This is a genomic window from Neisseria sp. HMSC055H02, assembly GCF_001813335.1.
Taxonomy (GTDB): domain Bacteria; phylum Pseudomonadota; class Gammaproteobacteria; order Burkholderiales; family Neisseriaceae; genus Neisseria; species Neisseria sicca_C.
The window spans coordinates 68,602-87,425 of sequence record NZ_KV812067.1 but is presented as its reverse complement, the minus strand read 5'-3'; the positions used below and the strand labels follow the sequence as shown (position 1 = coordinate 87,425).

Sequence of the window (18,824 nt, the reverse complement as noted above, 5' to 3'; positions counted from 1 at the left end):
GCGAATCGGGCTTATAGGGTTTTCGCCGGTGCTGTTTGGTCAGCCGGCTTTGCTTCTGTGCTTTTTCGGCGCTGTATTGCTGTCCTTGGATGCAGTGCCGCTTGATTTCTCGGCTGATGGTGCTTTTGTGGCGGTTAAGTTGTTTGGCGATTTCGGCGATGGTGCAGTGGCGGTACAGGTATTGGATATGGTATCGTTCGTAGCTATACTTCAAAAATTTATCCAAATATTTTTGCGCATCCACTTCCACCCCATACCGATGATTAATCGCCGCGCGCAGTTGTTTGGTGTTCGTTACCAGCACGACTTTGACGTTTTCGACATCAAAGACATGCTTGATAACCTCCAGCATATCGACGGCGTAATCGGGGCGGCAGCGGTCGAGTTCGTCGATAAACAGGATAATCGGTTTGTCCGCTGCCAATTCTTTCAGGCAGGCTTTGAGCGTTTCCAGATTTTTTTCCGCTTCGATTTGCTCTTTCAATAAGGCTTCGACGGTTGCATCGATGGTATGGCTGGCGATTGTGGCAGCGGCATCGGTTACGGTTTCGGCCAAACTGTCTGCATCTTGGTTGCCATTCATTATCTGTTGGAATTCTTCTACCAAATCGTCTGTATTTTGCTTTAGAACATGACCAACCGCTGCCTTTGCAACGGTTTTCATTACGAATCCTGCGGCTTTCGCGACTTTCTTCGTCATTTCTTTGCGCTGTTCAGACGGCTGTTCGCCAGTATCTTCAGGCGTACAGGTTTTGATGATTTCGGCAAGCAATGCCAGCAGAGGCTCTCCGCTGTGGTCTGAACGGAAGGCGTCGATATAGACGGGCTGATAATCGGGATGTTGCTGCTGCATGAGCCGAATCAGTTTTTGGCAAAATTTGGTTTTGCCCGTTCCCCAGCCGCCGTCGATGACCATAGGAGAAAGGTCGATATCTGAGGTAAGCACAACCTGATGATGTTTTCGGCTATAGGTTTACGATTGAATTCGTCTTGTGTAACGAAAGTGGTTTTTTCTGAAGTTTGGGTTTCCATGTCATCCCTTTGTTTAATCATAAATTCAAATAAGAATACCTATGCCGTCATTCCCGCGCAGGCGGGAATCCAGACCGCAATCATTCAACCGTAGGTCGGATACTTGTATCCGACACTATCGTTCAAGATGTCGGATTCAAGAATCCGACCTACTAAAAATTTCTTTAATTCATCAGGAATTTCATCAATTCCCTCCGGTATTTCCCCAATCAAAACCGCATCAGAAAGAATATCCAATTTAGCTCTGTAATGATTAACCAGCTCCGCCAATTTCATAATAATTCCTAAAATTTAATTTTGATCGCAAGCCGTAGGTCGGATACTTGTATCCGACGCAACCGTCCAAGATGTCGGATTCAAGAATCCGACCTACGACGCTGCGCGGGAATGACGGCAGGGGGTGCGTTCTATTTTAATCTACATAAATATGTGCCGGTATTAAAAAAGGTCGTCTGAAACCTGATTTTCGGTTTCAAACGACCTTTTCTTATCTGCGTGCAAGCCTATTTCGCCCCTTTAAACCCGCGCTTCAAATGCACCATCAGCAACGCCACTGCCGCTGGGGTTACGCCGGAAATGCGGCTTGCCTGTCCGACGGTTTCGGGTTTGTGCTGGTTGAGCTTTTGCTGCACTTCGGCGGATAAACCTTTGACTTTCGCGTAATCGATGTCGTCGGGCAGCTTTAAGGTTTCGATGTCGCGGCGGCTGTCGATTTCTTCGTTTTGGCGGTCGATATAGCCTTGGTATTTGACTTGGATTTCGACTTGTTCGATGACTTCGGCGGAGAGGTTTTCAGACGACCTTGCGCCTTCGAGCGTCATCAGTGCGGCGTAGTCGAGGTTCGGGCGGCGCAGGAGGTCGTGCAGGTTGGCTTCGCGGCTGAGTTTTTGTCCGAACACGCGGATTTGTTCGTCTTCGGCGAGTTTTTGCGGCGTGTACCATGTTGTTTTCAAACGTTGGATTTCGCGTTCGATGGCTTTGCGTTTTTCGTTGAACATGCGCCATTGTTCTTCACCCACCAAGCCGATTTTGTGGCCGTCTTCGGTCAGGCGCATGTCGGCGTTGTCTTCGCGTAGTTGCAGGCGGTATTCGGCGCGGCTGGTGAACATGCGGTAGGGTTCGTTCACGCCTTTGGTGATGAGGTCGTCCACCAATACGCCGAGGTAGGCTTGTTCGCGGCGCAGCAGGAGCGGGTCTTGTTCGCGGACGTATTGCACGGCGTTCGCACCTGCGAGCAGGCCTTGTGCGGCGGCTTCTTCGTAGCCGGTCGTGCCGTTGATTTGTCCGGCGAAGAAGAGGCCTTGGATGGTTTTGGTTTCGAGGCTGGCTTTGAGGTTGCGCGGGTCGAAGTAATCGTATTCGATGGCGTAGCCGGGGCGCAGGATATGGGCGTTTTCCAGGCCTTTCATGCTGCGCACGAGCGCGATTTGGATGTCGAACGGCAGGCTGGTGGAGATACCGTTGGGGTAGTATTCGTTAGTGGTCAGGCCTTCGGGTTCGAGGAAAATCTGGTGGCTGTCTTTGTCGGCGAAGCGGTTGATTTTGTCTTCGATAGACGGACAGTAGCGCGGGCCGACGCCTTCGATTTTGCCGGTGAACATGGGGCTGCGGTCAAAGCCTGAGCGGATAATTTCGTGGGTTTTCAAATTGGTATGCGTAATCCAGCAGGACACTTGGCGCGGGTGCATATCGGCGTTGCCGCGCACGGAAAAGACGGGCACGGGCGTGTCGCCGGGCTGTTCGGTGAGCTGGGAGAAATCAATCGTGCGCCCATCAATGCGCGGCGGCGTGCCGGTTTTCAGACGACCTTGCGGCAGGTTCAATTCGCGCAAACGTCCGCCCAGCGATTTGGCGGCGGGATCGCCGGCGCGGCCGCCTTCGTAGTTTTCCAAACCGATGTGGATTTTGCCGGACAAAAACGTGCCTGCGGTCAATACAACGGCGCGTGCTTTAAACTCCACGCCCATCGCGGTGATTACGCCTGAAATGCGGTCGCCGTCGAGCGTTACGTCGTCAACCGACTGCTGGAAGAGGTCGAGGTTTTCTTGGTTTTCCAGCATTTCGCGGATGGCGGCTTTATACAAAATGCGGTCCGCCTGCGCGCGCGTGGCACGAACCGCCGCGCCTTTGCTGGCGTTCAGACGGCGGAACTGGATGCCGGATTTGTCGGTGGCCAACGCCATCGCGCCGCCGAGCGCGTCGAGTTCGCGTACAAGATGGCCTTTGCCGATGCCGCCTATGGAGGGGTTGCACGACATTTGTCCGAGCGTTTCGATGTTGTGGGTGAGCAAAAGCGTCTGCGCGCCCATGCGTGCGGCGGCAAGCGCGGCTTCCGTGCCTGCGTGGCCGCCGCCGACGACGATGACGTCGTAGGTTTTGGGGTAAATCATGTGGGTCATGTGTTTCAACGTGCCTAATGGTTTCAGACGACCTCTTTTCTCTGACGGAGGTCGTCTGAAAATATAATGAATTCAAAAATAAACGGGGAATTGTACGCTTTTTCGGGGGGATTTGACAGGTGGAAAGGCGCTTGCGGGTACGGGATGGGAAAAAGGTCGTCTGAAAATCCGGCTTCACCGAAATGAAAACGGATAAAACGGGTTTGACCAAATCTCAAATCCACAGTTTTTTAGAAGAATTTAGATGAATTTTGCAGGCAACGAATGCGCTACGTTGCCGCACGCAATCTTTGGATTTCCGACCATCCGTTACCATACATAGAGGAGAGGATATTGAGAAAAAAGAAGGTCGTCTGAAAACCAAGTTTCGGTTTTTGAGACGACCTTTTGCTTGATCAAATCACTTCAATGCATTGCCCGATGGGAATCAGCAGTGAACCAGCGTGCCTTCGTCTTCACCGGTAACGACGCGTTTGAGCGAGCCTTGTTTGGCGATACCGAAGACGACGATGTTGAGTTTGCGTTCGCGGCAGAGGGCGAAGGCGGTCGCGTCCATGACTTTGAGGTTTTTGTTTAAGGCTTCGTCAAAAGTGATGGTTTCGTAGCGTGTGGCGGACGGGTCTTTTTTCGGGTCTGCGGTATAAACGCCGTCCACGTTGGTGGCTTTGAGCATGACGTCGCAGTTCATTTCGGCTCCGCGCAGGGCGGCAGCGGTGTCGGTGGTGAAGAAGGGGTTGCCCGTACCGGCGGCGAAGATAACGACTTTGCCTTCTTCAAGGTATTGGATGGCTTTGGGGCGGGCGTAGGTTTCGGCGATTTGCTGCATGGAAAGCGCGGATTGTACGCGCGCTTTGATGCCGAGGGTTTCGAAGGCATCTTTGAGGGCAAGCGCATTCATGACGGTCGCCATCATGCCCATGTAGTCGGCGGTGGCGCGATCCATGCTGCCTGCTTGGGCGGATACGCCGCGGAAGATGTTGCCGCCGCCGACAACGATGCCGACTTGTACGCCCATTTTGACGACTTCGGCGATTTCACCGACGGTTTGGACGATGGTGTCGTGGTTGATGCCGAAAGGGTCGGAACCCATCAGGGATTCGCCGGAGAGTTTCAGTAATACGCGTTTGTATTTGATTTGCTGTGTCATGGGATACCTTGCTTTCTTGGGTTGGTTAGCGCCAATTATTCAGAGCGAACTGACCATTCATTCCAAATGCTCAGTTCATCCTGTGGCGCTGCTTCAATTTGGGGAAAGGGCGTTTGATTTTTCAGACGACCTTTTCGGATGTTTGGCTGACAGGGTAACGCGTTTTCCGTGGGTGTATGGGTTTGGATAAATTATTATGTATTGATTATGATGAAATATTTTCTGTTCGACAGTATTTTAAACAGTGTAACTCTCAAAAAAAAGCACCCTGATTCGTTTGGAATCCAGGTGCTTTCTTTTTCATTTCTGCCTTACACTTTAGCAGCAGCGGCAACTTCGGCTGCGTAGTCGACAGCTTTTTTCTCAATACCGTCGCCTACTTTGTAGCGTACGAAGCTGATGATTTCAGTGCCGTTTTCTTTAGCGAATTGGGCAACGGTTTGGTCAGGGTTCATTACGAATGCTTGGCCGTTCAGGGTGATTTCAGCCAAGAATTTGCGGATACGGCCTTCAACCATTTTAGCGGCGATGTCGGCAGGTTTGCCGGAAGCGATGGCCTGCTCGGTGTAGATGTGGCGTTCTTTTTCGATGGTTTCGGCATCTACTTCGGCTTCGGTTACGCATTGCGGTTTGGCAGCAACGATGTGCATACCGATTTTACGCGCTACGTCTTCAGAGCCTTTGAACTCAACCAATACGCCTTCGGTAGCCAATGCACCGTGGATGTAGGCAACCAGTTGGTTGGCGGTGTCGATCACTTGGAAGCGGCGGACAGACATATTCTCGCCCAATTTGGCGATGATGGCTTTACGTTCTGCTTCAACCAGTTCGCTCAGTTCTTCAACGGTAGCCGGTTTTTTCTCGGCAGCGGTTTTCGCAACGAAGTTGGCGAATTCTACGAAGCCTGCGTCTTTGGCAACGAAGTCGGTTTCGCAGTTTACTTCAACCAATGCGCCGACATTGCCGTTGATGGCGTAAGCCAATACGCCTTCTGCAGCGGTACGGCCGGCCAGTTTGCCGGCTTTCGCGCCGGATTTGATGCGCAGGATCTCTTCGGCTTTTTCGAAGTTGCCTTCGGCTTCAACCAAGGCTTTTTTGCATTCCATCATGCCCAGGCCGGTAGCGGCGCGCAGGTCGGCAACCATTTTTGCAGTAATTTCTGCCATTTTGAATCTCCTAGATTTTGGGGAAACACGGGGTATCCGTGTTTGGGAATGGGGTCGTCTGAAAAGGTTTCAGAACGGGATTTGATAAAAGGGGCATAACGCCCCTCTTCGGTTTGCCGGATTACTCGGCGGCAGCTTCTTGGGCAGCGGCTACGGTTTCTTGCAGCGCTTGGTTTTTGCCTTCCAAAACTGCGTCGGCGATGCCGCGGCAGTACAGGCGGATGGCTTTGGCGGAGTCGTCGTTACCGGGGATAACGTATTTCACACCGTCAGGGCTGTTGTTGGTATCGACTACGGCGATAACGGGGATGCCCAGTTTTTCAGCCTCAACCAGAGTACCTTTTTGGTAGCCGGTGTCGATAACGAAAATCGCGTCAGGCAGGCCTTTCATGTTTTTGATACCGCCCAAAGAACGTTCCAGTTTTTCAACGTCGCGTTGCATTTCCAGAATTTCTTTTTTGTTGAAACCGCCTTCGGCAGCGTTTTCCAAAGCAGCGGTTTTTTCTTCCAGGCGTTTGATGGATTGCTTAACGGTTTTGTAGTTGGTCAGCATGCCGCCCAACCAACGGTGATCGACGAAAGGCATACCGGCGCGGGTAGCTTCTTCGCGGATGATTTCACGCGCCTGGCGTTTGGTGCCGACGAACAGCACGGTGCCTTTGTTGGCAACCAGACGGCGTACGGCTTCTTGCGCTTCTTGGAACATCGGCAGGGTTTTTTCCAGGTTGACGATGTGGATTTTATTGCGCGCACCGAAAATGTATTGTGCCATTTTCGGGTTCCAGAAACGGGTTTGGTGGCCGAAGTGAACGCCGGCTTCAATCATCTGACGCATAGTAATTTGAGACATTTTATTTCCTTGAAAGGGTTAAGAGCACACATTCAATCGCATAGAACTTGATAGGCTGCGCCTATTGTCAAGCACCCTTCGGCGAAAGTGGGCATAAGTTTTAAAAAATAGTGTGTTTCCGAAATGGAAAACTGACGGATTATAGCGGATAAGGGGTCGTCTGAAAAGGGATTTTATGCACTGCCGTCCTGTTTGCCGCCTTCTTGTCCGGCTGCGCGGCGGCTTTGTTCGAATGCTTCCTTTTCCTGCTGCTTCATCAGGCGGTTGCAGCGGCGGATGGTAACGGTGAAAACGGTAAACGCGACGGGCAGGACCGCCCAAAAAACCAAATAAATCAGGGCGCGCGCGATGCTGGGCTGGGCGGCGGAATACATGACGGCGACGAAGAGGTAGCCGATAAGGACGATATGCCACATGGCGGAATCCTGTTTTGATGTTAACGGAGCGTTTATAATCGCCGTATTCTACAACAACACTCAAAAGGTCGTCTGAAATGAGGAATGAGGAAAAACACGCCCTGCGCCGAGAATTGCGCCGCGCCCGCGCGCAGATGGGGCATCAAGGGCGGTTGGCGGCGGGGCAAACGGTTAACCGCCTGCTCAAACGTTATATCAAGAAGGGGCGGAAGATCGGCGTGTATTGGCCGATGGGCAGCGAGCTGCGGCTGGACGGCTTTGTGCGTGCGGCGCAAAAACGCGGCGCCAAACTCTATCTGCCTTATATCGAACCGCGTTCGCGGCGGATGTGGTTCACGCCCTATCCTGCCGACGGGGCGAAACAAGAACGCAAACGCGGCAGGGCGAAGCTGCATGTACCGCAGTTTTCGGGACGCAAAATCCGCGTACACGGTTTATCGATATTGCTTGTCCCGATTGTCGGCATGGACCGCGAAGGCTACCGCTTGGGGCAGGCTGGCGGCTATTACGATGCGACGCTCGCGGCGATGAAATACCGTTTACAGGCAAAAACCATAGGCGTAGGCTTCGCTTGCCAACTGGTTGACACGCTGCCGCGCGAACCGCACGACCTGCCGCTGGACGGGTTTGTATCGGAGTCGGGCGTGCTGGTGTTCAAACATCATTAATCAATAGCTTTCAGACGACCTCAAAGATGCCGTCCGTTAAGACACTATAAAAGGTCGTCTGAAAACTCAAACCATCAAATACAAAGGAAACCTCATGGCTGATTTTTCATCTGTTCCCGTTTTGTCCTTCGACCGCGTCCGTCTCGAACCTTTGACAGCGGCACACGAAGACGGTTTGCGCGAAGCAGTTTGCGACGGCGAAGTCTGGAAGCTGAACGTAACCAGCGCGCCCGAACCCGACCAAGTGGCGGACTACATCCGCACCGCTACGCAAACCCGTCTCGCCTTTGCTGTCATCGACGAAGACACGGGCAAAATCGTCGGTTCGACTTCGCTGTACAACATCACCCCCACCCTTCCGCGCCTGTATATCGGCTACACCTGGTACGCCCTGTCGGCACGGCGCACGCGCATCAATACCGCCTGCAAAATCATGTTGCTCGACTACGCCTTCGACACGCTAAACTGCCGCTGCGCCTGCTGGCAGACCGACGAGCTGAACACCGCTTCGCAACGCGCCATCGAACGCTTGGGCGCACACCAAGACGGCATCTTACGCTGCCACATGCTGCGCAAAGACGGCAGCGTGCGCGATACGGTCGAATACAGCCTGCTGCGCGAAGAATGGCCGCAGGCAAAAGCAAAACTGCTCGAAAAAGCGGCAGCTTATGACGCGTCCTGAAAAAACGTTTTCTTCTTCATTTTTTCATCAAAACACTCCCATCTTGCTGACAATCCGAAGTCTTTAAGAAGTGAATGAAATCAGGCTCACCCCCGCCAAACACCTGATAAATAAAGGTCGTCTGAATGTTTCAGACGACCTTTTCAAACTGCGTTTATGTAAATCCAAACAGAAACTCTTTGCAATTCTCAGAAAAATCCACTAAATTCTCAATAACATATTATGAACGGTTTAACATCGGTTCAAAACGTAAAACCCGCGCGCAATCTTCCACGCCAAAAACACCGCGCCAGCAGGTTTTACCACCGAAACAGGCGTTCGTAATACAACGGATAATCATAAAGGCAGGATATGCCTGTTTCTAGGAGTACAACCATGGCTGAAGCAACAGATGTTGTCTTGGTGGGTGGAGGCATTATGAGCGCGACTTTGGGCGTTTTGCTCAAAGAACTCGAACCGTCTTGGGAAATCACCCTTATCGAACGCTTGGAAGACGTAGCGTTGGAATCGTCAAACGCTTGGAACAACGCCGGCACAGGGCATTCCGCGTTATGCGAACTCAATTACGCCCCGCTCGGCGCAGACGGCACCATCGACCCGACCCGCGCCCTCAATATTGCCGAACAATTCCACATCAGCCGCCAGTTCTGGTCATCGCTTGTCGAAGAAGGCAAAATCACCGACAACTCCTTCATCCATACCGTCCCGCATATGTCGCTGGTCATGAACACCGACCATTGCGACTACCTGCAAAAACGTTTCGACGCCTTCAAATCCCAAAAACTCTTCGAACGGATGGAATTCTCCACCGACCGCGCCAAAATCGCCGAATGGGCGCCGCTGGTCATCAACGGCCGTAAAGAAGGACAACCCGTCGCCGCCAACTACTCCGCCGAAGGCACAGACGTCGATTTCGGCAGCCTGACCCGCCAAATGGTGCAATACCTGCGCGAAAAAGGCGTCAAAACCGAGTTCAACCGCCACGTCGACGACATCAAACGCGAATCCGACGGCGCATGGGTGCTCAAAACCAGCGACACCCGCAACCCCGACGGACAACTCACTCTCCGCACCCGCTTCCTCTTCCTCGGCGCAGGCGGCGGCGCACTGACCCTGCTGCAAAAATCCGGCATCCCCGAAGGCAAAGGCTACGGCGGCTTCCCCGTTTCCGGGCTGTTCTTCCGCAACAGCAACCCCGAAACCGCTGCGCAACACAACGCCAAAGTGTACGGACAAGCCTCCGTCGGCGCGCCGCCCATGTCCGTCCCGCACCTCGACACCCGCAATGTGGACGGCAAACGCCACCTCATGTTCGGCCCTTACGCAGGTTTCCGCTCCAACTTCCTCAAACAAGGCTCGCTCATGGATTTGCCCCTGTCCATCCACTTGGACAACCTCTACCCCATGCTGCGCGCCGGCTGGGCAAATATGCCCCTGACCAAATACCTCTTGGGCGAATTGCGCAAAACCAAAGAAGAACGCTTCGCCTCCCTGCTGGAATACTACCCCGAAGCAAACCCTGACGACTGGGAACTCATCACCGCAGGACAACGCGTTCAAATCATCAAAAAAGACTCCGAAAAAGGCGGCGTCCTCCAATTCGGCACCGAAATCGTCGCCCACGCCGACGGCTCGCTCGCCGCACTCTTGGGCGCATCCCCCGGCGCATCAACCGCCGTACCCTTGATGATCAAACTCATCCACCAATGCTTCCCAAGCCGCATTTCCTCATGGGAAGGTCGTCTGAAAGAGCTTGTTCCCGGCTTCGGCATCAAGCTCAACGACAACCCGCAGCTTGCCGAAGAAATCATCAGCCACAACGCCAAAGTATTGGGCATCCATCATCAATGATGGGAAAGTAATGATGAAAACAGCGTATCCTTGAGATACGCTGTTTTCATGTGTCAATAGAATGGAAATGCCCATCGTTGGCAGTGCAGCATAAAACCAATAAAGTCAGCTATACATGGTAAACCTGAACAAAAAGGCTCAGCCGTCATTCCCACCTACGCGGGAATGAAGGTACCGATGTTTTGATTGTTGCCGGATCAAGCTTAAATTGGCACAGTGGACAAACCCGAATTCACATATATAAAGAATATAAAAGGTCGTCTGAAACCCCATTTCAGGATTTTCAGACGACCTCTTTCGTTATCAAGAGTGGCACAAAGCCATCTGCCTTTTAAAACGTAAACCCGGTTTCGAGTTCATCATCACCGACCAGTTCGACCAACAGCGCATACAACGGAGCAAGCTCGGTGTAACGGCGGGAGGTGCGGCGCAGGGAGTTGAGGAAGCGCGGGATTTCGGGGCGGTATTTGTCTTTGCCGTCGCGGTAGTACAGGCGGGCGAAGATGCCGGCGACTTTCAGATGGCGTTGTACGCCCATCCATTCAAACCAACGGTAAAACTCGTCAAACGCGGCGGGTACGGGCAATCCGGCGGCGCGGGCTTTTTCCCAGTAACGGATGACCAAGTCCAAGACGAATTCTTCTTCCCATTCGATGAAGGCATCGCGCAGGAGGGAAACCAAGTCGTAGGAAATCGGGCCGTAGAGTGCGTCTTGGAAATCGAGTACGCCGGGGCGGCCGGTGGTGAGCATGAGGTTGCGGACGATGAAGTCGCGGTGGACGTACACCTGCGGCTGGGCAAGCAGCGGCGGCAGCAGGGTGTCTATGGTTTGCTGCCAAAGCTGGCGTTGTTTGAAGTTGAGTTCGCGTCCGAGCTCTTTGGCGACGAACCATTCGGGGAAAAGGTTGATTTCGCGCAGCATGATGTCGCGGTCGTAATCGGGCAATTCGCCCGCGCGGCTGGCTTTTTGCAGCTCGACCAGTTCGTCTATGGCTTCAAGCAGCAGGACTTTGTGTGCATCCGCGCTTTGCTCTTGCTGCATGGCGGTCAGGAAAGTGGTGCTGCCCAAGTCGTTGAGCACCATAAATCCCTGCGCTTCGTCCACATGCAATACTTGGGGAACGTTAAGCATATTGAAAAGTTTTTGCACTTTTAGGTAAGGAGCGACGCTCATTTTATCGGGCGGCGCATCCATGCAGATGACGGTCTTGCCGTCGGCAAAAGCAGCGCGGAAGTAGCGTCGGAAGTCGGCATCGGCGGCGGCGAAGCTCAATTCGAAGTTTTGTTCGGGATAGACGGCGCGAAGCCAATTTTGTAATTCGGTTTGTCGTTGCATAGCGGTGTCGCGGATTTTCAGGTTAAAATAACCGCTATTCTAACTGGCAAACCGATTTAAGGGGCGATTTTGGCTCGTTTATTTTCACTCAAACCATTGGTTTTGGCGTTAAGCGTCGGCTTCGGCGCGGGAGGGGCATATGCGCAAAATGCATCTTTGCCGCAACCTGCCGATTACGAGCCGGTAAGGGCCACCCCACCTGCGGTTCAGAGCGGGGAAAACCGTCGTCCTGCCGATCAGGATAAATTGTCCTTAGGCGACACCTGCCTGTTTTGCCAGCATCAGGCTTCCGAAGCAAACAAACAGCCTGAAATCAAACGCAGCGGCGAAGACCCCCTGCCGCAGGATTACACCCGCGTGATTGCGGACAAGGTTGCCGGACAGTCTAAAGTCGCCGTCCGCGCCGAAGGCGATGTCATCATCGAGCGCAATCAGGAAGTGTTGAACGCCGATTGGGCGGATTACGACCAAACCAGCGATACCGTCAGGGCGGGCGACCGCTTTACGCTGTATCAAGACGGTTCGACCGTCAGCGGCGATACCTTGGTTTACAACCTGAAAGACAATACCGGCTCGAGCGAATACGTCCGCGTCGATGCCGAAAAAGACGGCCGCCGCCTCCAAAGCGTCAGCGAAAAGGCGGAAATGAAAGGCAAAGGGCTGTACAAGCTCATCAATACTAAATTCAATACCTGCTCGCCCGGTGATGCGAGTTGGTACATCAAAGCGAAAAGCATCGAAACCGATCAGGAAACGGGCATAGGCGTGGCAAAAGACGCATCGCTGGTGTTCGGCGGCGTTCCGGTGCTTTATACGCCTTGGGCGGATTTCCCGCTCAATGGTCATCGCAAGAGCGGTCTGTTGGTTCCGACGCTGGCAACCGGTTCGGACGGTTTGGAACTCGCCCTTCCCTATTATTTCAACCTCGCCCCCAACTTGGACGCCACCTTCCGCCCCGGCATCATCAGCTCGCGCGGCGTGCAGCTTGGCGGACAGATTCGCTATCTCGAGCCGAAATTTAACGGCGTCATTGACGGCGATTGGATGCCGCACGATAAAAAACGAAAAGAAAACAACCGCTATCAAATCAAGTTTGACCACAACCACCAACTGACCGACAAACTCAGCGGCGGCATCAGCTTCAATCAGGTTTCAGACGACAATTACTACCGCGACTTCTACGGACGCGAGGACATTGCCAGCAACGTCAACCTCAACCGCCAACTGTGGCTGAACTACGGCGACAATATCTGGGGCGGCTCTTTTGACGGTGCGCTGAACGTACAGAAATACCAAACCCTTGCCAACCAAAACGGTTACAAAGACGAACCCTACGCCATCATGCCGCGCCTGACCGGACGTTGGCAGAAAACCATGGGCAAGGCGAATATCAACGTATTCAGCCAGTTCACCCGTTTCGTCCACGACAGCAAACAAGACGGCAGCCGTACCGTGCTGTATCCCAGCGTCCGTTGGGATTTCAACAACCAATGGGGCTATATCCGTCCGAAAATCGGCGTACACGCGACTTATTACGACTTAGGCTCGTTCGGCAACCAATCCGGCCGCCGCGTCAGCCGCGTATTGCCGATATTCAACGTCGATACCGGCATGACCTTCGAGCGCAACGCCAATGTGTTCGGCAAAGCCTATCTTCAAACCCTCGAACCGCGCCTGTTCTACAACTACATCCCGACCAAGTCCCAAAACGACTTACCCAATTTCGACACCTCGGAAAACAGCTTCTCTTACAACCAGCTTTTCCGTGAAAACCTGTACGTCGGCAACGACCGCATCAACTCCGCCAACAGCCTGACCGCCGCCGCGCAAACCCGATTCCTCAATCCGAACAACGGTGCCGAGCTGTTCCGTGCCGGCATCGGACAGAAGTTTTATTTCAAAAACGACAACGTATTGCTGGACGGCAGCGTCGGCCGTTATGAACGCAGCCAATCCGACTGGGTCGGCTTCGCGCACGGCAAACTGAGCGACAGCATCCATGCCGGCTTCGATATCCACTACAACCAAAACGAAAGCCGCGCCGAAAGCTACGCCGCGACCGTCCGCTACAATCCCGAGCCGGGCAAAGTATTGAGTGCGCGTTACAAATACGGCCGCAACGAACGCATTTACCTGCAATCGGACGGCAACTATTTCTACGATAAAATCCGCCAAATCGATTTGGCGGCGCAATGGCCCATCCGTAAAAACCTTTACGCCGTCGCACGTTACAACTACGAAATCCAAGCCAAGAAACCGCTTGAAATCTTGGTTGGCGCGGAATACAAAAGCGATTGCGGCTGCTGGAGCGCGAGCCTCGTCGGACAACGCTACGTGACCGGCGAAAACAGCCGCAAAAACGCCGTATTCTTCAATCTCCAACTCAAAGACCTGAGCAATCTCGGCAACAACCCATTCGAAAAACTGCGCTTGGCCATTCCCGGCTACAGCAAAACCAACGAGGTAGTTACTCCATGAACGTCAAACCCCTGATTCTTGCCGCCGCACTCGGCCTGGCATTGAACGCACACGCAGCCCCTAAGGCCAAAACAGTAAAAAAATCCGTCAAACCCGTCGCTGTTCAGACGACCGATACCGAAACCCGTTCTGACGGCGTACATCTGAGCGACGGCATTGCCGCCATCGCCGACAACGAAGTGATTACCCGCCGCCAACTGGCGCAGGCAGTCGAACGGGCGCGCCGAACCATCCCTAAAGGCACACAAATCGGCGATAACGAATTGCGCGAACAAGTTCTGGCGCAACTCATCAACCAATCCCTGATTATCCAAGCGGGTAAACGAAAGAATATTCAAGCAGATAACGCAGAAATCGAGGCGGTCATTGCCGCCAATCCTTCACTGAAAAACCCGTCTGCCTCTATCCGCCGTGAAATTGCGGACAGCATCATCGCAGAAAAAGTGCGCCAACAGGCAGTCATGCAGCACAGCCGCGTCAGCGATGCCGAAGTTGCACGCGCCATCGAACAGGCGAAACAGCAAGGCATCGCCCTGCCCGAAGGCGAGCCGCTGCGCCAATACAATGCGCAACACATTCTGATTAAGGCCGACAACGAAAACGCTGCGGCCGGCGCGGAAAGCACCATCCGCAAAATCTACGCACAAGCCCGCAGCGGCGCAGACTTCGCCGGTTTGGCGCGCCAATATTCGCAAGACGGCAGCGCGAGCAGCGGCGGTAATTTAGGCTGGTTCGCCGACGGCATGATGGTTGCTCCGTTTGAAGAAGCCGTCCACAAACTCAAACCCGGCCAAGTCAGCCCGCCCGTACGCACGCAATTCGGCTGGCACATCATCAAGCTGAACGACGTCCGTGAGGCCGGCACGCCCGAAGAGCGCCAACAAAACGCCGTACGCCAATATCTGTCGCGCAAAAAAGCCGAACAGGCGGAAATCAACCTGCTGCGCGAACTGCATGAAGGTGCACACATCGACATACGCTAAGGCGGATGCAGACGTCGTCTGAAAGTTTTTCAGACGACGTTTTGTTTTGCAGCAAGCGGCATCCATCCGAAATCAAGCCGATTCTAAACATAGCGGATGAAAATTTAAAACACCCGTTTCGTCGTTGTCGCTGCGCCCAATCAGATATGAATAATGTTTGCCGATTAAAAAGGTTGTCTGAAACCTCGAAATTCAGATTTTCAGACGACATCGTCCTGAATCTATTCCGTTTGCCGGAGTAGGCGGCTGCTTGAATATGATCCTTTCAGAATCAATGGATTATCTTCACTCAACCGTTTTTTTCTTCGGCATGCAAAGGACGGGAAACCGTAGTGCGGGTTCCTTCTGCGAAATGGATAAGGCATCATCATTTCGTAGGGCCGGCGGCAGGTTTGGCAGGTACTAGGTTCGGTTTATCCCACGCAGACGTCAAATTGATAAAAAAGGTCGTCTGAAAACAAAATGTTTTTCAGACGACCTTTTACGGGAAGGCATACGGACGGATTACCAATCCGCTCCGCCTGCCCACAGTATGCCGATGGCGGCGACGGATGCCAGGCCGACAGCCACAATCGCCTCTAAAAAAAATACTGACACAGATATAATAACCTCCGAATGTTGAATGAAATTATTATCGGAACCATCCGCCTGCCCCGATGGGAAACGATACGGATGCCGTTTGGTTTGTACGGTCAGAATAACACTTTCTCGCGGTATCCTTATTCGGTTTACCTGATTTTCCAGAGGGAAAAAAGCAGTAATTATCAAAAATTAATGCCAAAGACTATCAATTCGTCCTTCTTGATTGCGAACGCGGCTTGTTTGTCGGATATTTGATTCAAACCTGATTTTTTCACTGATTTATGCCTGATTTTTTTTCTTTTTTTTCCGCCGTTTTGTACAAACTGCCATTGTGGTATTTTTGCCTCTTTCTGTTTATATCGCTATCCATCTGGCAAATGGCGGGAGTTTTGCATTCGAACATCCGTTGATGTTTGTCATTCATGAACAGATAGGACAATGGTTTTTTCCGATTGCGCTGTTGCTTCATTATCTGGGTAAAACCGCCGTCGCCGTACCGCCGGTCTGTTTGGCGGCGGTATGCCTGTGGCGGTTTGGCAAACTGCAGGCAGCGGTATTCGTGCCTTTGGCGGCATTGTTGCCGACTTTGAATATGCTTTGGATAAAGGCATGGATACAGCGTCCGCGCCCGTTGCTTTGACCTCGTGCCGTCGAAGAGGCCAATTTTTCGTTTCCAAGCGGGCATAGTACGTTTTCCGCCGCAATCGCAGTGATGCTGATTCTATTGTGTTATCGGACTGCATACCGCCATACCGCTTTTGTCGTCGGCATCTTGTTTGCCTTGTTGACGGGATTTTCACGGGTTTATTTGGGCGTACATTATCCGACGGATATTTGGGCAGGATGGACGAATAGGATGCTGACGGCGCTATTGGTTTATTATGTTGTTTTCAAAAAGGATTTCGAATAATGGAAACCTTATGCCCGAATACGCCCCTATGGCTGCGCAACGGTCATGCGGACACGATATTTGCCAAATTCATTCAACGCCCCGCCCCTGCCTACCGCCGCGAGCTGCTGCCGGACAGTACGGGACGCACTTTGGTTGCCTGTGATTTTGTCGATGCCGCCGATCCCGATGCGCCTTTGGTGGTTTTGTTTCACGGATTGGAGGGCAGCAGCCGCAGCCATTACGCCGTTGAATTGATGCGCGCGGTCATTGAAAAAGGCTGGAACGGCGTGGTAGTGCATTTCCGCAGTTGCGGCGGCGTAGAGAATACCGCGCCTGTGTTTTATCATTTGGGCGATACGCGGGAAATCGGCTTTATGCTGGAAATGCTTTCGGAACGCTACCGCAGGATTTATGCGGCGGGCGTGTCTTTGGGCGGCAATGCGCTGGCAAAATATTTGGGCGAATACGGCAGTCTGGACATGGCTGCCGTCCCTTACGCCGCTGCCGCCGTCTCTGCGCCGGTGGATGCGGCAGCGGCAGGCACTCGCTTTGATAAGGGGATGTCAAAACTGCTCTACACCCGCTATTTTTTAAAATCTTTATTGCCCAAAGCCGCCGCAACAGGTTTTCAGACGACCTCGTTGAAAGAATGCAAAACGCTGGGGGATTTTGACGACAGGTTTACCGCGCCGCTGCACGGTTTCGCCGACCGGCATGATTATTACCGCCGCGCTTCGTGCAAGCATTGGCTGAAAACCGTGCGTACGCCGCTTTTGCTGCTCAACGCCGTCAACGACCCGTTTCTGCCGCCGAAAGCCTTGCCGACGGTAGAAGAGGTTTCGTCCGCCGTTACGCTGCTGCAACCCCAATACGGCGGACACGCCGCGTTCGTCAGCCGCGACAAAGGTCGTCTGAACCTGCAATGGCTGCCGCAAACCCTGCTGGCGTATTTTGAGGCATTCGAGTAAACGGAAGGTTTTTCAGCCGGAAGTTTCGTTATAAAATGCCCCGAACCTGATTTAGGATTTATTTAGAAACAAAGGAAAATTATGCAAGAAACCAACGGATACCCCGATAAACGTCCGGACGGCCCGGAAGGCCGCTGGGAACGGGACGTGTTGCGCGACGTACTGCTTGCCGCCTATAAAGAGCAGCGGCGTGCCCGTTTTTGGCGCAACTTCTGGCGGATTATCGGCGTCCTGCTGATTGCCGCATTATGGTTCGGTTCGGACGACGGCACGGCCGGACAAGGGCTGGCCGCAGGTAAAGAGCATACGGCAGTCATCACATTGGAAGGCGAAATAGGCGGCGGCATGGACGATCAGGTCAAAATGCTGCGCGACAGCATGGAGGCGGCCTACAGCAATCCGAATGCAAAAGGCATCGTCATCCGCGCCAACAGCCCCGGCGGTTCGCCCGTTATCTCCAATACTGCTTTTAACGAGATACGTCGTCTGAAAGGCGAACATAAAGACATCCCCGTCTATGTCGTCGCCGAAGATATGTGCGCCTCCGGCTGCTACTACATCGCTGCCGCCGCGGACAAAATCTACGCCGACCCCTCCAGCATCGTCGGCAGTATCGGCGTGATCGGCGGCGGTTTCGATGTAACCGGCCTGATGGACAAGCTGGGTATCAAACGTCGTCTGAAAACCGCAGGCAGCAACAAAGGCATGGGTGATCCGTTTACCCCTGAAACGCCTGAGCAGGCGAAAATCTGGGAAAGTATGCTGTCAGACACCCATCAAGAATTCATCAAGGCCGTCAAGCTCGGACGCGGTGAAAAATTGAAAGACAAAGAATACCCCGACGTATTCAGCGGCCGCGTCTATACCGGCCTTGAAGCAAAAAAAGTCGGACTGATTGACGACTTCGGCAGCGTGTACAGCATCGCCCGCGATGTCGTCAAAGCCCCCGAACTGGTCAGCTACACGCCCGAAGACGATTTCAGTAAATTCTTAAGCCGCCGCTTTGGCGCGCAAGTCAAGGCTGAGGTGGAAAACACACTGTCGAAAATGTGGTAAGGCAATACAAACAAAACGTCATCTGAAAAGCTTTCAGACGACGTTTTGTTTTGGAAGATATTGATTATGCGGGAGACGAAAAGAGGAACATCGTAGCAGTAAGCGGGTATTTTCATCTATTTAGAACCGAATGATTTCCTTCATTCGTAGCGTAGGCTTTGCCTACGGAAAAGCTGCCCGAATATCGCGTAGCAGATCAATTTCAAACCGATAACATACTGCATCGTCGTAGTCAAAGAGCCATTCCCGAGGTAGCTATGCATCAAGTGTATCGGTTGCAAACTATCCGTTATATAGTGGATTAAATTTAAATCAGGA

General features: G+C 52.9%; 16 protein-coding genes and 2 pseudogenes. 9 read left to right on the top strand and 9 right to left on the bottom strand.

Features of this window, described 5'->3' with window-relative positions:
• The 8 genes and pseudogenes from HMPREF2907_RS13435 to HMPREF2907_RS01630 form a co-directional block, all read right to left on the bottom strand.
• The coding region (locus HMPREF2907_RS13435; RefSeq protein ID WP_318258979.1) for a helix-turn-helix domain-containing protein at window positions 1-226 on the bottom strand (226 nt) is incomplete at its 3' end.
• Window positions 200-1,032: pseudogene (locus HMPREF2907_RS01660) on the bottom strand (KAP family P-loop NTPase fold protein); the annotation flags it as partial. The pseudogene HMPREF2907_RS01660 and the gene HMPREF2907_RS13435, both read right to left, overlap by 27 nt.
• 84 nt (window positions 1,033-1,116) lie before the next feature.
• Window positions 1,117-1,308 carry a hypothetical protein gene (locus HMPREF2907_RS01655; RefSeq protein ID WP_070679357.1) on the bottom strand — a complete coding sequence of 64 codons (192 nt, stop codon included), beginning with the start codon at window positions 1,306-1,308 and terminating at the stop codon, window positions 1,117-1,119.
• A 227-nt stretch (window positions 1,309-1,535) separates the two neighbouring features.
• The gene (gene mnmG, locus HMPREF2907_RS01650; RefSeq protein WP_070679354.1) at window positions 1,536-3,431 is read right to left on the bottom strand and encodes a tRNA uridine-5-carboxymethylaminomethyl(34) synthesis enzyme MnmG; all 1,896 of its coding nucleotides are present in this window, start codon (window positions 3,429-3,431) and stop codon (window positions 1,536-1,538) included.
• 427 nt (window positions 3,432-3,858) lie between these two features.
• Complete coding sequence (gene pyrH, locus HMPREF2907_RS01645) at window positions 3,859-4,578, bottom strand: UMP kinase (protein ID WP_003741378.1); 720 nt, start codon at window positions 4,576-4,578, stop codon at window positions 3,859-3,861.
• Window positions 4,579-4,889: 311 nt separating this feature from the next.
• A complete protein-coding gene (gene tsf / locus HMPREF2907_RS01640; RefSeq protein WP_070679351.1) occupies window positions 4,890-5,744 on the bottom strand; it encodes a translation elongation factor Ts in 855 nt (284 codons plus the stop codon).
• Between the two features lie 121 nt (window positions 5,745-5,865).
• Window positions 5,866-6,594: a 30S ribosomal protein S2 gene (rpsB, locus tag HMPREF2907_RS01635; protein ID WP_003759405.1), complete on the bottom strand. Its 729-nt coding sequence runs from the start codon at window positions 6,592-6,594 to the stop codon at window positions 5,866-5,868.
• Between the two features lie 173 nt (window positions 6,595-6,767).
• Window positions 6,768-7,010, bottom strand: coding sequence for a hypothetical protein (locus tag HMPREF2907_RS01630; protein ID WP_070679348.1), 243 nt, complete (start codon window positions 7,008-7,010; stop codon window positions 6,768-6,770).
• 77 nt (window positions 7,011-7,087) lie between these two features.
• Between HMPREF2907_RS01630 and HMPREF2907_RS01625 the strand changes: the two genes are divergently transcribed.
• The 3 genes from HMPREF2907_RS01625 to HMPREF2907_RS01615 all read left to right on the top strand — a co-directional run bounded on the left by HMPREF2907_RS01625 (window position 7,088) and on the right by HMPREF2907_RS01615 (window position 10,211).
• On the top strand, window positions 7,088-7,678 hold the full coding sequence (locus HMPREF2907_RS01625; RefSeq protein ID WP_003765124.1) for a 5-formyltetrahydrofolate cyclo-ligase: 591 nt from the start codon (window positions 7,088-7,090) through the stop codon (window positions 7,676-7,678).
• Between the two features lie 94 nt (window positions 7,679-7,772).
• Window positions 7,773-8,360: a GNAT family N-acetyltransferase gene (locus tag HMPREF2907_RS01620; RefSeq protein ID WP_070679344.1), complete on the top strand. Its 588-nt coding sequence runs from the start codon at window positions 7,773-7,775 to the stop codon at window positions 8,358-8,360.
• Between the two features lie 375 nt (window positions 8,361-8,735).
• A complete protein-coding gene (locus tag HMPREF2907_RS01615) occupies window positions 8,736-10,211 on the top strand; it encodes a malate:quinone oxidoreductase (RefSeq protein WP_016686457.1) in 1,476 nt (491 codons plus the stop codon).
• A gap of 331 nt (window positions 10,212-10,542) precedes the next feature.
• Here the strand turns inward: HMPREF2907_RS01615 and amgK are convergent, their stop codons facing one another.
• Complete coding sequence (gene amgK, locus HMPREF2907_RS01610) at window positions 10,543-11,547, bottom strand: N-acetylmuramate/N-acetylglucosamine kinase AmgK (protein ID WP_070679340.1); 1,005 nt, start codon at window positions 11,545-11,547, stop codon at window positions 10,543-10,545.
• A 69-nt stretch (window positions 11,548-11,616) separates the two neighbouring features.
• On the opposite strand from amgK, the gene HMPREF2907_RS01605 reads away from it, so the two are divergent.
• The 6 genes and pseudogenes from HMPREF2907_RS01605 (at window position 11,617) to HMPREF2907_RS01580 (ending at window position 18,506) form a co-directional block, all read left to right on the top strand.
• Complete coding sequence (locus tag HMPREF2907_RS01605) at window positions 11,617-14,025, top strand: LPS-assembly protein LptD (RefSeq protein ID WP_168165189.1); 2,409 nt, start codon at window positions 11,617-11,619, stop codon at window positions 14,023-14,025.
• Window positions 14,022-15,008, top strand: a complete 987-nt coding sequence (locus HMPREF2907_RS01600) for a peptidylprolyl isomerase (RefSeq protein WP_070679334.1) — start codon at window positions 14,022-14,024, stop codon at window positions 15,006-15,008. Before HMPREF2907_RS01605 ends, HMPREF2907_RS01600 begins: the two co-directional genes overlap by 4 nt.
• A gap of 991 nt (window positions 15,009-15,999) precedes the next feature.
• A complete protein-coding gene (locus tag HMPREF2907_RS13430; protein WP_318258971.1) occupies window positions 16,000-16,230 on the top strand; it encodes a phosphatase PAP2 family protein in 231 nt (76 codons plus the stop codon).
• 21 nt (window positions 16,231-16,251) lie between these two features.
• A pseudogene (locus tag HMPREF2907_RS13425) lies at window positions 16,252-16,500 on the top strand (phosphatase PAP2 family protein); the annotation flags it as partial.
• Complete coding sequence (locus HMPREF2907_RS01585) at window positions 16,500-17,450, top strand: YheT family hydrolase (protein ID WP_070679326.1); 951 nt, start codon at window positions 16,500-16,502, stop codon at window positions 17,448-17,450. The pseudogene HMPREF2907_RS13425 and the gene HMPREF2907_RS01585, both read left to right, overlap by 1 nt.
• A gap of 81 nt (window positions 17,451-17,531) precedes the next feature.
• Window positions 17,532-18,506 carry a S49 family peptidase gene (locus HMPREF2907_RS01580; protein WP_070679323.1) on the top strand — a complete coding sequence of 325 codons (975 nt, stop codon included), beginning with the start codon at window positions 17,532-17,534 and terminating at the stop codon, window positions 18,504-18,506.
• Window positions 18,507-18,824: the final 318 nt, after the last annotated feature.

Coding starts and splice junctions, on each gene's coding strand:
- rpsB (WP_003759405.1), bottom strand. CDS start 6,594: ATGTCTCAAATTACTATGCGTCAGATGATTGAAGCCGGCGTTCACTTC.
- pyrH (WP_003741378.1), bottom strand. CDS start 4,578: ATGACACAGCAAATCAAATACAAACGCGTATTACTGAAACTCTCCGGC.
- HMPREF2907_RS01600 (WP_070679334.1), top strand. CDS start 14,022: ATGAACGTCAAACCCCTGATTCTTGCCGCCGCACTCGGCCTGGCATTG.
- HMPREF2907_RS01630 (WP_070679348.1), bottom strand. CDS start 7,010: ATGTGGCATATCGTCCTTATCGGCTACCTCTTCGTCGCCGTCATGTAT.
- HMPREF2907_RS01585 (WP_070679326.1), top strand. CDS start 16,500: ATGGAAACCTTATGCCCGAATACGCCCCTATGGCTGCGCAACGGTCAT.
- amgK (WP_070679340.1), bottom strand. CDS start 11,547: ATGCAACGACAAACCGAATTACAAAATTGGCTTCGCGCCGTCTATCCC.
- tsf (WP_070679351.1), bottom strand. CDS start 5,744: ATGGCAGAAATTACTGCAAAAATGGTTGCCGACCTGCGCGCCGCTACC.
- mnmG (WP_070679354.1), bottom strand. CDS start 3,431: ATGACCCACATGATTTACCCCAAAACCTACGACGTCATCGTCGTCGGC.
- HMPREF2907_RS01625 (WP_003765124.1), top strand. CDS start 7,088: ATGAGGAATGAGGAAAAACACGCCCTGCGCCGAGAATTGCGCCGCGCC.
- HMPREF2907_RS13430 (WP_318258971.1), top strand. CDS start 16,000: ATGTTTGTCATTCATGAACAGATAGGACAATGGTTTTTTCCGATTGCG.
- HMPREF2907_RS01615 (WP_016686457.1), top strand. CDS start 8,736: ATGGCTGAAGCAACAGATGTTGTCTTGGTGGGTGGAGGCATTATGAGC.
- HMPREF2907_RS01580 (WP_070679323.1), top strand. CDS start 17,532: ATGCAAGAAACCAACGGATACCCCGATAAACGTCCGGACGGCCCGGAA.
- HMPREF2907_RS01620 (WP_070679344.1), top strand. CDS start 7,773: ATGGCTGATTTTTCATCTGTTCCCGTTTTGTCCTTCGACCGCGTCCGT.
- HMPREF2907_RS01655 (WP_070679357.1), bottom strand. CDS start 1,308: ATGAAATTGGCGGAGCTGGTTAATCATTACAGAGCTAAATTGGATATT.